The sequence below is a fragment of the Streptomyces sp. NPDC001714 genome (assembly GCF_042892755.1).
Lineage (GTDB): Bacteria > Actinomycetota > Actinomycetes > Streptomycetales > Streptomycetaceae > Streptomyces.
The window spans coordinates 414,987-427,731 of record NZ_JBIAUL010000007.1; the positions used below are offsets into that span (position 1 = coordinate 414,987).

Annotated in this window: 11 protein-coding genes; 5 read left to right on the forward strand and 6 right to left on the reverse strand. The window is 71.2% G+C overall.

Going from position 1 to position 12,745, the window contains the following annotated elements:
* Positions 1 to 70: 70 nt before the first annotated feature.
* Together ACFY0P_RS21135 and ACFY0P_RS21140 are read right to left on the reverse strand one after the other, a co-directional pair.
* Positions 71 to 2,182, reverse strand: coding sequence for an ArnT family glycosyltransferase (locus ACFY0P_RS21135; RefSeq protein ID WP_388915026.1), 2,112 nt, complete (start codon positions 2,180 to 2,182; stop codon positions 71 to 73).
* Entirely contained in the window at positions 2,179 to 3,060 is an 882-nt protein-coding gene (locus tag ACFY0P_RS21140; RefSeq protein WP_388915029.1) for a glycosyltransferase, read from the reverse strand. Before ACFY0P_RS21140 ends, ACFY0P_RS21135 begins: the two co-directional genes overlap by 4 nt.
* Positions 3,061 to 3,303: 243 nt before the next feature.
* Here ACFY0P_RS21140 and ACFY0P_RS21145 point away from each other — a divergent pair, with 243 nt between their 5' ends.
* From ACFY0P_RS21145 to ACFY0P_RS21155, 3 genes are read left to right on the forward strand one after another with little or no spacing between them, the layout of a single operon-like run.
* Complete coding sequence (locus ACFY0P_RS21145) at positions 3,304 to 4,434, forward strand: ABC transporter ATP-binding protein (RefSeq protein ID WP_388915032.1); 1,131 nt, start codon at positions 3,304 to 3,306, stop codon at positions 4,432 to 4,434.
* Entirely contained in the window at positions 4,431 to 5,081 is a 651-nt protein-coding gene (locus tag ACFY0P_RS21150; protein WP_388915034.1) for an ABC transporter permease, read from the forward strand. The genes ACFY0P_RS21145 and ACFY0P_RS21150 overlap by 4 nt, the downstream gene beginning before the upstream one ends.
* Complete coding sequence (locus tag ACFY0P_RS21155) at positions 5,078 to 5,743, forward strand: ABC transporter permease (protein WP_388915037.1); 666 nt, start codon at positions 5,078 to 5,080, stop codon at positions 5,741 to 5,743. The genes ACFY0P_RS21150 and ACFY0P_RS21155 overlap by 4 nt, the downstream gene beginning before the upstream one ends.
* Before the next feature lie 71 nt (positions 5,744 to 5,814).
* Here ACFY0P_RS21155 and ACFY0P_RS21160 read toward each other — a convergent pair whose 3' ends face one another.
* From ACFY0P_RS21160 to ACFY0P_RS21175, 4 genes are read right to left on the reverse strand one after another with little or no spacing between them, the layout of a single operon-like run.
* Positions 5,815 to 6,411 carry an ATP/GTP-binding protein gene (locus ACFY0P_RS21160; RefSeq protein WP_388915040.1) on the reverse strand — a complete coding sequence of 199 codons (597 nt, stop codon included), beginning with the start codon at positions 6,409 to 6,411 and terminating at the stop codon, positions 5,815 to 5,817.
* Entirely contained in the window at positions 6,398 to 6,808 is a 411-nt protein-coding gene (locus tag ACFY0P_RS21165) for a DUF742 domain-containing protein (protein WP_351712296.1), read from the reverse strand. Before ACFY0P_RS21165 ends, ACFY0P_RS21160 begins: the two co-directional genes overlap by 14 nt.
* 54 nt (positions 6,809 to 6,862) lie before the next feature.
* On the reverse strand, positions 6,863 to 7,339 hold the full coding sequence (locus tag ACFY0P_RS21170; RefSeq protein WP_089104678.1) for a roadblock/LC7 domain-containing protein: 477 nt from the start codon (positions 7,337 to 7,339) through the stop codon (positions 6,863 to 6,865).
* Complete coding sequence (locus ACFY0P_RS21175) at positions 7,336 to 9,804, reverse strand: ATP-binding protein (protein ID WP_388915044.1); 2,469 nt, start codon at positions 9,802 to 9,804, stop codon at positions 7,336 to 7,338. The genes ACFY0P_RS21170 and ACFY0P_RS21175 overlap by 4 nt, the downstream gene beginning before the upstream one ends.
* A gap of 358 nt (positions 9,805 to 10,162) precedes the next feature.
* Between ACFY0P_RS21175 and ACFY0P_RS21180 the strand changes: the two genes are divergently transcribed.
* Together ACFY0P_RS21180 and ACFY0P_RS21185 are read left to right on the forward strand one after the other, a co-directional pair.
* Entirely contained in the window at positions 10,163 to 11,125 is a 963-nt protein-coding gene (locus ACFY0P_RS21180) for an ABC transporter substrate-binding protein (RefSeq protein WP_388915047.1), read from the forward strand.
* A 39-nt stretch (positions 11,126 to 11,164) separates the two neighbouring features.
* The gene (locus ACFY0P_RS21185; protein ID WP_388915050.1) at positions 11,165 to 12,610 is read left to right on the forward strand and encodes an aromatic amino acid lyase; all 1,446 of its coding nucleotides are present in this window, start codon (positions 11,165 to 11,167) and stop codon (positions 12,608 to 12,610) included.
* The last annotated feature ends 135 nt before the right edge of the window (positions 12,611 to 12,745 follow it).

The window sequence follows — 12,745 nt, forward strand, 5'->3', positions numbered from 1 at the left end:
CCGGCGGACAGACCTGGGCGGGCCGCCGGTGGGAGATACCGGCGGCCCGCCCGCTTCGGGGGAGGGGGTGTCAGCTGACGTCGGAGGCGTCCAGGCGGTACAGGCCGCTGTAGGCGCTCACCGCCGTCCCGTGCTTCTTCACCCAGGTCGCGATCTCGGTGTCGGTGCCCTGGCCGCCGTCGCTGCTGACGACGATGTAGTGCAGCTTGCCGGCCTTGACCAGGTTCTTGAGCTTGGCGAGGGTCATCGCGTTGTCGCTGCCGGACCAGCCGCCCATGGAGATGACGGGCTGACCGGACTCCAGGATGATCGAGGACGCGGTCTGGTCGGTGGCCACCGCGACCAGCCAGGTGGCGCCGTCCTGGTGCTTCTCGAGGTACGTGATCATCGCGGAGCTGACCTGGGTGCCGCCGCCCATGCCGCCGGCGGTCCGACCGGACTGCGACCGGCTGCTGGAGCCGGTGCCGGTGCCGGTGCCGGTGCTTGCCGTCCCGGTCGGCGGCTGTCCCATGGACTGGCCGCCGGAGCTTGCGGAGCCGCTCGGGGCGGTGCCGCTCGAGGTCCCGCTCGGCGCGCTGCCGCTCGGGCGCCGGCCACCGCCGCCGCTCATGCCGCCACCCGTGTTCGGTCCGGCCGTGGGGTTGGTGCCGTTGCTGCTCGTGCCGGTGGCCGCCGAGACGGAGTAGGCGGCCGGGCCGGCCAGCAGGGCGACGACCGCCGCCACCGCCGCGAGGCCCATCAGCCTCTGCCGCCTCATGAACCGCCCGACCAGCAACCCGGTCACCGCCACCGCACCGCCCAGCGCGGCCACCACCTCGGCGACCGTGTACACCGTGCCGGAACCGGAGACCCGCTGGAGCAGCACGACCGCCCAGACCGTGCTGACGCCGACGGCAGCCGGAAGCACCCAGCCCCTCCCCCACGCTCGAATGCGCTCGCGCGGGGGGACCCCCATGGCCGCAGAGCCGTCCCGGAAGGCCTTGTGGAGCATGACCCCGCCCGCGCCGGCCAGGGCGGCGATCCCCGGCGCCATGGCGGTGACGTAGTACGGGTGGAAGGTGCCCTCGGCGAGGGAGAAGGTCAGGAAGTGCAGGACGAACCAGCCGCCCCACAGCATCAACGCGGCCCGCCTGGCGTCGGTGCGCGGCGCGCGGCCGCGCAGCACCAGTCCGCCGACGAGGGCGATCGCGGCGAACGGGATCAGCCACGATATCTGGCCGCCCATGATGTCGTTGAACATCCGGTACAGGCCCGCACTGCCGCCGAAGCCGGCGCCGTTGCCCTGCGAGCCCACCGAGGAACTCGCCCCGAAGATCCGGCCGAAGCCGTTGTAGCCGATGACCAGGTCCCAGACCGTGTTGTCGGTGGAGCCGCCGATGTAGGGCCGCGAGGAGGCCGGGATCAGGTCGACGACCACCATCCACCAGGCACTGCTCACGACCAACGCGGCCGTGGCGACGGCGAGGTTGCGGATGCGCCTGCCCAGCGACAGGTTCGTGGCCCACAGGTAGACCAGGAAGAACGCGGGCAGCACGACGTACGCCTGCATCATCTTGGTGTTGAACGCGAAGCCGATCGCGACCGCCGACCAGACCAGGGGCATCAGCCTGCCCGTCCGCACGGCCTTCAGCAGGGCGGCCGCGCCGAGCAGCATCAGGAAGACCAGGATCGGGTCGGGGTTGGTGTCGCGGTCGATGGCGACGGTGATCGGCGTGAGGGTCAGGAGGAGGGCGGCGATCGTGGCCGCCACGACCCCGAAGTCCCGCTTCACCAGCCGGTACAGCAACGCCACCGAGCCGACGCCGACGGCGACCATCGGCAGCATCAACTGCCAGGTGCCGTACCCGAAGACGCGGGCGGACAGGCCCATCACCCAGAGGGCGAAGGGGGGTTTGTCGACGGTGATGAAGCTGCCGGCGTCCAGGGCGCCGAAGAAGAACGCCTTCCAGCTCTTGGTGCCCGAGTAGACCGCCGCGTCGTAGAAGGTGTTGCCGGTGATCGAGGTGAGGTTCCAGGCGTACAGCGCGGTGGCCAGGAGCAGGATCGCCCACAGGGCCGGGCGGGCCCAGCGCGGGTCGTCGGGGGCGCCCAGGAAGAGCCTTCTGGCACGGGAGACCGGCGGGGCGGCGGCCCGGTGCCGGCCGTCCTGGACCGGGGCGGGAGGCGGGGCGAGGGTCGTCATGACGCGTACTCCATGGGCTCGACGGCGGAGGCTGCCCCGGCGGGCAGGGCCGTGACGTTCTGGGGGACGGGGGTGTGGCGGGGTACGGCCTGGACGCGGGTGCGGCCGGTGACGGTGGCCCGGAGCATGCGGGCCATGCCCTTGAGGTCGTCGACGGCGGTGCGGACGATGTCGACCCGGCTGTCGGGGTCGTCGACCCGGTCGACCGGGAGCTCGTGGACGCGCAGGCCGTTGCGCTGGGCGAGCACGAGGAGTTCGGTGTCGAAGAACCAGGCGGTGTCCTCGAGGTGCGGGGCGAGCGCGCGGAACACCTCGGTGCGCACGGCCTTGAAGCCGCACTGCGCGTCCGGGGTGGGGGTCCCCCCGCTCGAGCGCAGCCGCGAGTGGGGGAGGGCCCCGAGCCCGGCCTTGAGCAGCAGGTTGCAGGAGCGCGAGACGAACTCCCGCCTCGGGCCGCGTACGACGGCCGACTGCCGGTGCAGCCGGCTGCCGATGGCGAGGTCGCTGTGGCCGGAGAGGAGGGGTGCGACCAGGGGCAGGAAGCCGTCGAGCCCGGTGAAGAGGCCGACGTCCATGCAGGCGACCACGTCGGCCGTGGACCGGCTCCACACGTGCTTCAGGGCGCGGCCCCGGCCCTCCTGCTCCAGCCGCTGTGCGTGGACGTGCGGCAGGCGCAGGGTCAGGTCGGTCGCCACCGTCCAGGTGGCGTCCGTGCTCGTGTTGTCCGCGATCGTGATGCGGAACGGGAACGGGAAGGAGTCTTCGAGGTATGCGTGGAGACGGCCGATGCTGCCGGCGAGGACGTGTGCCTCGTTGTACACCGGCACCACGATCTCGACCGACCGGCGCCGGACGCCTCCCGCGTTCGTTTCGTTCATGACCATGACGATCGGGGCGCTGTCTGGGGCGGTCCTGAGGCTTCACTGAGCGGGGAATGAGAATCAGGGAACTCACAGGTGCGGCACAGCTGGAGGTCGGCAGGTCACAAACTGAAGAGGATCAGTCAGCCGCCAAGGTGCTGAAACACTTCCGGTTTAAACTCTGTCCACAACTGCCTGAGCCACGGCGACCGTGGTCGAAAACTGGGCACTTTCTGGCAAACCCGAAGGGTATTCGGCGTTTTGATACGGATAGATTCAGTCACCAAGCGGTACCCGGACGGAACGGTCGCCGTCGACCGGCTCTCCCTGGAGATACCGGACAGCTCGATCACCGTCTTCGTCGGCCCCTCGGGCTGCGGCAAGACGACGACCCTGCGGATGATCAACCGGATGGTGGAGCCCAGCGAGGGCCGCATCCTCCTGGACGGCGCCGACATCCAGGCGCAGCCGGTCAACACCCTGCGCCGGTCGATGGGTTACGTCATCCAGAACGCCGGCCTCTTCCAGCACCGCACCATCATCGACAACATCGCCACCGTGCCCCGGCTGCTCGGCTGGACCAAGCAGAAGGCGCGGGCCCGGGCGGCCGAGCTGATGGAGCGGGTGGGCCTGGACTCGGCGCTCGCCAAGCGGTACCCGTACCAGCTCTCCGGCGGCCAGCAGCAGCGCGTCGGTGTGGCCCGGGCGCTCGCCGCCGACCCGCCGGTGCTGCTGATGGACGAGCCGTTCTCCGCCGTGGACCCCGTGGTCCGCAAGGGTCTCCAGGACGAACTCCTGCGCATCCAGGACGAGTTGGGCAAGACCATCGTCTTCGTCACCCATGACATCGACGAGGCGATCAAGCTCGGCACGATGGTCGCGGTGATGCGTACCGGCGGCCACCTCGCCCAGTTCGCCCCGCCCGCCGAACTGCTCACCGACCCCGCGGACGCGTTCGTCGAGGACTTCCTCGGCGCCGACCGGGGCATCCGGCGGCTCTCCTTCTTCCCGTCCGCGGACCTCGAGCTGCAGACGGCGCCGATCGTCGCGATCGACGCCGACGCCACCCGGCTCGGCGTCCGCGCCACGGCCGACGCCCCCTATCTCCTCGTGACGGACCTGGACGGCAGGCCGCTCGGCTGGGGCGAGCCGCGGGCCCTCACCGCCGGCTCGATCCGCCCGGAGCAACTGATCCCGTACGGGCGGCCCTTCGTGCCCGGCCGGGACTCGCTGCGCGCCGCCCTCGACGGCTCCGTCCTCTCGCCGACCGGCTGGGCGGTGGCCGTGGACGGCGAGGGACGCGCGGTCGGCGTCGTCTCCCAGCAGGTCATCGGCGCCGCGATCCGTACCGCCCACGCCGAGGGCCGCGACGACGCGAAGGTCGGGGGATGAGCGGCTTCTTCGACATCCCGAGCGACCTCCAGAACACCTACTTCGGACTGATCGGCCTCCACCTGCGCGAGGCCCTCATCCCGGTCCTGGCGGGCCTGCTGGTGTCCCTCCCGATCGCCCAGCTCTGCGTGCGCTTCCGCTGGCTGTACCCGCCGGTGCTGGGCGTGACCACGATCCTGTACGCCATCCCCTCGCTGGCCTTCTTCGTCGTCCTCATCGACTACACGGGCCAGACCGAGACGACGGTGATGATCCCGCTCTCGGTGTACAGCCTGGTGGTCCTGGTCCCGGCCATCGTGGACGGCGTCCGCTCGGTCCCGGCGGAGACCCTGGCCGCCGCGACCGCGATGGGCCTCGGCCCGGTACGCCGCTACTTCCAGGTGCAGTTGCCGATCGCCGTCCCCGCGATCATCGCGGGCCTCAGGGTGGCCACCGTCTCCAGCATCTCCCTGGTCAGCGTCGGCATGCTGATCGGCAACCAGGGCGCGCTCGGCAACCTGCTCAACGACGCGAACATCTACCACCGCCCCGAACTGGCGGTGAACTCGGTCGTGACCACAGCCGTGCTGGCCATCCTGGCCGACGCCGTCCTCGTCCTCGTACGCCGTGTGCTGACGCCCTGGATGCCGAAGGAGAGCGCCCGGTGAACGTCCTCAACTTCGTCCACGCCTTCTTCAGCGACAGCTCCCACTGGCACGGCTACGACGGCATCCCCACCCGCCTCTGGGAACACATCCAGTACTCCCTGGAGGCGCTCGCCTACGCGGCGGTCATCGGCCTGCCCGTCGGACTGATCACCGGCCACTACGGCCGCGGCGGCAACACCCTCGCCCTGATCGCCACGGCCGGCCGGGCGCTGCCCAGCTTCGGCCTGCTGGTCCTGATGTTCATCTGGCTCGGCTTCGGCATACTGCCGGTGATGATCCCGCTGGTGATCCTCGCCGTACCGCCGATCCTGGTCACCACGTACGAGGCGATGCGCTCGGTCGACCCGTCCCCGGTGGACGCGGCGCGGGGCATGGGGATGCCGGAGGCACGCGTCCTCTTCCAGGTGGAACTCCCGGTCGCCCTCCCGCTGATCCTCAGCGGCCTGCGCTCGGCGGCCATCCAGATCGTCTCGACGGCGACCATCGCGGCCTATGTCAGCCTGGGCGGCCTCGGCCGCTACATCATCGACGGCCTCTACCAGAAGAACTACGAGAAGGTCGTGGGCGGCGCCACCCTGGTGGCGGCCATGGCCCTGGCCACGCTGGGGATCTTCTGGGCCATAGCCCGGGTGACAGTTTCTCCCGGAGTACGGAGGGGATAGCGCGCCCCTTCAGGGGCGCGGGGAACTGCGCGCTCAGCCACACACGGCCCGCAGTTCCCCACCCAACCGCACTAGCCCCCAGTCCGCGCCAGCGCCAGTTCCAGCACGACAAGCAGTGCATCCCGCACAGAACCCCGTTCCCTCGCGTCGAAGACGACCAGCGGCGTCCCCTCGGCGACGTCCAGCGCCCACCGCACCTCGTCCAGCGTGTGCTCGACGCGGCCGTCGAACGCGTTGATCGCGACGGCGAACGGAATCCCCTTGTGCTCGAAGTAGTCGACCGCGGCATAGCAGTCGTCGAGGCGACGCGTGTCAACGATGACGAGCCCGCCGAGCGCCCCTTCGACGATGTCGTCCCACATGAACCCGAACCGTTCCTGCCCGGGCGTGCCGAACAGGTACAGCTTCAGCGTCGGGTCGATGGTGATGCAGCCGAAGTCCATCGCCACGGTCGTGGTCGTCTTGCGCGGGGTGAGCGTCAGGTCGTCCACACCCGCCGCGACCTCGGTGATCGAGGCCTCGGTGGTCAGTGGCTCGATCTCCGAGATCGAGCCGACGGCGGTGGTCTTGCCCACGCCGAAACCGCCCGCGATGACCATCTTCACCGGCAGCGGCGGCCGTACGGCCGTACGCCCGGTGCCCCGGGTCAGCGAGTCAGTCGGTGTCACGGAGTACCCCTCGGGAGTCGGGGATGGCCCGCAGGCCATCGATAACCCTGCGCAGGACGGACGAGTCGTGGGTGGCCTCGAAGTCGGGCACGTGCACCGTCAGCTGCCCGGCCTCGCGCAGGTCTTCGGCCAGCACCCGGACCACGTTCAGGTGCAGCCGCAGCCGGGCCGCCAGTTCCGCGAGCGACTGCGGAATCCGGCACGCGGCGACGATGTCGTGCTGCTCGAAGGAGAGCCGGTCGAGCACGGCGAGCCCGGCGGCGGTGGCCACCACCTGGGTCTCGACGGGCATCGCCGGTCCGGAGGCGCTGTCCGCCACCCGGCCGGCGGTGACCAGGAACGGCCGTACGGCGGGGGCGGGGCCGACCGGGTCCGGGCCCGGGGGCGGGTCCGCCATGGCTGTGTCTTCCTCTCTCGGCCTTCTCGGCTGCTCGACCGGCGGCGCTGCCGGTCAGCGCGTCTGCGGGACGCCGACGCTGTTCTTCAGTTCCAGGACGAGCTGCGGACTGAGCGCCGCGCCCGCGCGGTTGGCGAACAGCGTCATCTCGTAGGCGATGTTGCCGAGCTTGGCCTCCTTGTCGGCGACCACGCCGAGCACGGCGCCGCTGCCGATCGCGGAGACGATGACATGGCCGCCCTCCAGGTCGATGATGACCTTGTTGAGGCCGCCCAGGCCGTAGTTGCCGGACGCGCCGGCGGCCAGGCTGGTGATGCCGGAGACGATCGCGGCCAGCCGCTCGGAGTGGGCGCGCTCACGCAGTTCCGAGACGGCGATCAGCAGACCGTCGGAGGACACGGCGATCGCGTCGACCACGCCAGCGGTCTCGGTCGCGAAGCGGTTCAGCAGCCAGGTGAAGTCGGCTGCGGCCGCCTGCAGGTCGGTCGGCGTGATGCCGCCCGTAGGGGTGTCACCTGTCGACGTGCTCACTGCTCGGCTCCTTCCGGAAGGTGGTTCTGGTCCTGCGGGGGGTGTGTGGGGTCGATGGGCGGCAGGGGCCGCTCGTGGCTTCCGGTGTCGCTCTCGCGCCGGGCGCGCTCCACCGCCGCCTCGAACTCGTCCAGCGCGTCCCGCTCGGCCTCGGCGTCGCGGGTGCGCGGTGCCTGGGCGAGGGTCTGGGCGGCGCCGACGGTGGTGCGAAGGGTCGCGCCGCGTACCCGGCGGCGCAGCGGGCGGGGCCCGTCGCCGGCGTCGGAGTCGGCGGGGTCCGCCGGGGGCTCGCCGGAGCGGGCGGCCGGGATCAGCGGGGCCTCCGCAGCCGCGGACTCAGCGGCGGGCTCGCGCCGCGGCAGCCTGCGGGGGAGCAGGCTCTCCGGTTCGGCGGCGGCCGGCAGCATGACCGCGGGGGTCGGGCCGGTCGCCTCGGCGGCCGGCACCGGTGCCGGCGGCGCCGCCGCTTCCCCGGTGACCGGGGTGCCGGAGGTGTCCGCCACCGCGCTCATCGTCAGCAGCAGGCGGGCGGGCAGTGTCACCTCGGCGGTGACACCGCCGCCCGGGGTCCGGGTCAGCTCGACGCCGATCTCCCAGCGCCGGGCCAGGGCACCCACCACGAAGAGGCCGAGCACCTTGGTCGGCACCAGGTCGAGGCGCTCACGGCGGATCAGCCGCTGATTCTCCTCCGCCAGCCGCTCGGCGCTCATGCCGAGGCCGTGGTCGGTGACGACGATGTGCGCGCCCTCGTCGCTGGAGCGGACGGTCACCTCGACGGGGCTGCCGGCCGGTGAGAACGACACCGCGTTCTCCAGGAGTTCGGCCACCATCAGGGTGAGGTCGCCGATGATGTCCGGCTCGATCATGGCGTCCGTGCCGGCGTACAGCCGTACCCGCTGGTAGCCCTCGATCTGGCCGAGCGCTGCCCGGACGACGTTGGATATCGGGGTCGGGCCCGCGGCCAGCACGGTCTCGCGGATGCCGGCCAGCAGCATCAGGCTGTCCGCGTTGCGGCGCAGGCGGACGGCGATGTGGTCGATGGAGTAGAGGCGTTCGAGGAGGGCGGGGTCGGTCTCGGCCCGCTCCACCGCGTCGATGAAGGCGAGCTGGCGGGTGGTCAGGTTGCTGACGCGGCGGCCGACGTTGCCGAACATCTCGGCGGTGTTGCGGCGGCTGAGCACCTGGCGTTCCAGCAGGGCCGCGGCCGTGGTCTGCACCTGGTTGAACGCCTCGGCCAGGTCACCGATCTCGTCGCGGGCGGTGACCGGCATGTCCCGCAGCCGGGGCGGGCCGGAATCCTCGGCGTCGTCGTCGGCGACGCGGGCGAGTTCGCGGCCCGCCACCTCGGCGACCTCGTGCGCGACCCCGGTCAGGGCCTGCACCGGGCGGATCACCGAGCGGCGGACCAGCGCGGCGAGGGTGATCCAGAGGACGAAGCCGAGCAGCGAGGCGGTCAGCAGGTAGATGGCGCGCCACTTGGCGGAGCCGGCGGCGGCGTCGGCCCGCTCGGCGATCTGGCCGATGAGCGAGGTGGTGATGGTCAGCCGGGCGGAGGCCTGGTCGTGGTAGGCCGGGTAGTCGCTGAGCGCGTCCTTGACGGCCAGCCGGATCGCGTCCTGGCCGCCGGCATCCAGCTTGGTCGGGTCGATCTGCAGCTCGGCGAAGGACTCGGCGATGGTGCTCTGCGCCTTGGTGTGCTCGACGTCGGCCAGCTGCCGGGCCTGCCCCTCGGTGGCGAACCGGGTGAACCGGTCGGCCTGGTGCTGGTAGAGGTCGTAGGCGCCGACCGCGTTGGTGAACTCGATCAGGGCGTTGGTGTCGCCGGTGGTCGCCGCGAGCACGTTGGTCTCGAAGGCGCCGTGGGCGGCGTCCGCGCGCAGCAGCGAGTCCAGCAGGTTGCCGGTGAAGGTGGCGGCGAGGTCGGTGTCGCGGTCCAGACCGAGGCCGTCGATCAGGTCGTTGGACGCGTTGCTGTACGCCGGGTCGATGTTGTCGGCCGGCAGGTAGGCCTGCTCGACCGAGTCGCGCAGGCTGGACAGGCCTTCGACCTGCCGCAGGGCGTCCGCCTCGGTGTTCGGCAGCCGGTCGCCGAAGGCGTCACGGACCTTCGTGACCTGGGAGTCCACCGCGTCCTGGGCCTTGCGGTAGGCGGCGGGCGAGGGCTTGGCGTCACCGGACTCGTACCGCGCGGAGAGCAGGATCGCCTGCTGGTGCTCGGCCTCGACGTTGTCCACGAGGCGTGCCACCTGCGCGCTGTCCCGGACCGTTTGAGCGGCGTCCCCCGCGCTGGTGGACTGCCGCACCAGGTCGGTGAAGACGTACGCCAGCAGTACGGCGATGACGGCGAGCGGCACACCGACCAGCAGGTTGAGCTTGCGCCGGAAGGGCCAACGGTCGGCGAAACCCCGTATCCCGCCCCGCGCCTGGGCGGGCCGGACGGGCGCGTCCACCTGGTTCGTGGACACCGGGCCTCCTTCATGAGGGTGTCTGGTCTGGGGGGCGTCTTCACCCCGAGCTGTTGCGGAACGACACCGAGTAGCGGGCCCCGTGCACCGCTGTGACCGATATCAACTGCCGTGAGACTACAGCGTTCTTGAAGCCCCATTCCGCTTGCTGTTTATCAAGAATCCGTTACAAAGAGACCGCTGTCCGTCCACAACTGGCCACGGATTGAAGCCAATCGGTAACCCGGAGATACTTGACTGATCGAGAACCGGCTGGATTGGATCGTCGGGAGTGGTTCACAACAGCCCCGTGGCACGCAACACCTCCCGCGTGGTTCGCAAGACCCCCACCCTTCCCACAGCTCCCGGAACGGCAACCGTGACTTCCAACACCCTTCCCAGCAGGTCAATCCGGACATACCGAGGCGTGGCGGCCGTCGCGCTCGCCGCGACGACGGCCCTGCTGGCGGGCTGTTCCTCTTCCGACGACAGCAAGTCCGACCCGCTGTCGGACAGCAAGGCGAGCGGGGACACCGTTGTCGTCGGCTCCAACAACTTCTCCGAGAGCACCCTGATCGCGGACATCTACGGCGAAGCACTCAAGGCCAAGGGCGTCAAGGTCACTTACAAGCCGAACATCGGCAGCCGGGAGACGACCTACGGTCTGCTCAAGAACGGTTCGATCTCCGTCCTGCCCGAGTACAACGGTGCCCTGCTCGCCTACCTCGACCCCAAGGCAGCCCCGAAGACCATCGAGGCGACCACCTCGGCCATCGAGGCCAAGCTCGACTCCAAGCTGACGCTGCTCGACCCGGCGGCCGCGCAGGACAAGGACACGGTGACGGTCAACGCGGCCACCGCCGCCAAGTACAACCTCACCGAGAAGTCCTCCATCGCCGACCTCAAGACCATCGCCAAGGACCTGGTCATCGGTGCCTCGCCGGAGTTCCAGACCCGCCAGCAGGGCCTGGTCGGCCTGAAGTCCGTCTACGGCCTTGAGTTCAAGTCCTTCAAGGCGCTCGACGCGGGCGGCGCGCTCACCGAGGCCGCCCTGAAGAAGAACGCGGTGCAGGCCGCCGACATCTTCAGCACGGACCCGACCATCACCAAGGAGAAGTTCGTCGTCCTCCAGGACCCGGAGAACCTCTTCGGCTTCGAGAACGTCCAGCCCCTCGTATACAAGAGCGCCCTGAACCAGACGGCCACCGACGCCCTCAACGCGGTCTCCGCGAAGCTCGACACGGCGACCCTGCTGGACCTGGACACCCAGGTCCAGTCGGGCAACAAGGACCCGCTGGACGTGGCCCAGGCCTGGCTGAAGAAGGTCGGCCTCAGCAGCTGACCCGTGCCCGACCTGCCACGGATCCTCCCTGGACCATCCTTGGACCGTGTCGTGCTCGACGGCAACGGCCTCGGCCTGACCGGACTCGTCCGGCTCGCCGACGCCGTTGCCGGTCCCGTCGTACCGCCCGAGGCGCTCGACCGGGTCCGCCGGGCCCATGAGAGCGCCGGCAGCCTCGCCGCACAGGGGCATTGGTACGGCCGCGGCACCGGCGTGGGCGCCCACCGCTCCGTCGCCGTCGACCCGTCCGACGCCGCCGCCCACACCCTGCGCCTGCTGCGCAGCCACGCCGGCGGTGCCGGACCGCTGCTGCCGGCCCGCCAGGCCCGGGCGCTGCTGGCCGTCCGGGCCAACCAGCTGCTGGCGGCCGGCTCCGGCATCCATCCCTCCTTCGTCACGGCACTGACGGACGCCCTGCGCCTCGGTGTGCACCCCGCGATCAACGAGTACGGCGGTGTGGGCACCGGCGACCTCACCGCGCTGGCCCAGACCGGCCTCACCCTGATCGGCGAGCGCCCCTGGCTCACGGCGTCCCCCGAGGCCGAACTGCCCGCCCCGGTCACCCTCCGCCCCGGCGACTCGCTCGCCCTGCTCAGCAGCAACGCCCTCGCCCTGGGCCGGGCCGCCCTGGCCTGCCACGACCTGGACGTGCTGCTCCGGGCCACCCACGCGGTGGCCGCCCTCTCGCTGGCAGCCGTCTCGGGCTCCCCGGAGGCCTACGCCCCCGCGGTGCACGCCCTGCGCCCGTACCCCGGCCCGGCCAGGGCGGCGGCGGAGGTACGACGCATCCTGGCGATCCCCGACCACCCGCTCACCACCGGCCGCCGCATCCAGGACCCCTACGGCTTCCGCGCCTTCCCGCAGGTGCACGGCGCGGCCCTGGAAGCCGCCGACAGGCTCCGCCACGTCATCGAGACGGAGATCAACTGCCCCACCGAGAACCCCGTCCTGGCCCCCGACGGCAACGTCTACCACCACGGCGGCTTCTTCGCGGCCCCGCTCGCCCTGGCCCTGGACGGCCTCGATCTCGCCGTCCTGCAGACCGCCCAGCTCTCCGCCGCCCGCCTCCAGGCACTGACCCGCGCCGACCTCACGGGCCTGCCCGCCTTCCTGGCCGTGGGCCCGGCGAGCAGCTCCGGCACGATGATCCTGGAGTACACCGCCAACTCGGCCCTGGCAGAGCTCCGTTCCAACGCGGCACCGGCATCGGCCGGCCATACCGTCCTCTCCCACGGCCTGGAGGAGGCGGCGAGCTTCGCCGGCCAGGCGGCGAAGCAGGCCGAACGGGCGGCCGAGGCGTACCCGGTGGTACTGGCCTGCGAACTGGTGGCGGCGGTACGCGCGTTGCGCCTGGGCGCGGTGGAGCCGACGGTGCCCGCCTTCCGGCTGGCGGCAGCGGCCCTGTCGGGGGACATGGAGGACCGCGCGCTGACGGGAGACGTGACGGCGGCGATGGAGCTGCTGCCCCTACTGGCCGACGTCTGAGCAGCCGACGTTTCCTGGGGGCGCGGGCTGTATCAAGTCCGCGGCTCCGCCGCGTGGGCGCGACCAGCCCCCGCCCACCCGTGGCCAGAACTCAACGCGTGGGATTCCGTCACAAACACCGGGCCCGATGGAGGA

Bases quoted from the DNA above. Each gene is read 5' to 3' on its own strand.
- ACFY0P_RS21150 (WP_388915034.1), top strand. From the start codon at position 4,431: ATGAGCGGCTTCTTCGACATCCCGAGCGACCTCCAGAACACCTACTTC.
- ACFY0P_RS21135 (WP_388915026.1), bottom strand. From the start codon at position 2,182: ATGACGACCCTCGCCCCGCCTCCCGCCCCGGTCCAGGACGGCCGGCAC.
- ACFY0P_RS21140 (WP_388915029.1), bottom strand. From the start codon at position 3,060: ATGAACGAAACGAACGCGGGAGGCGTCCGGCGCCGGTCGGTCGAGATC.
- ACFY0P_RS21165 (WP_351712296.1), bottom strand. From the start codon at position 6,808: ATGGCGGACCCGCCCCCGGGCCCGGACCCGGTCGGCCCCGCCCCCGCC.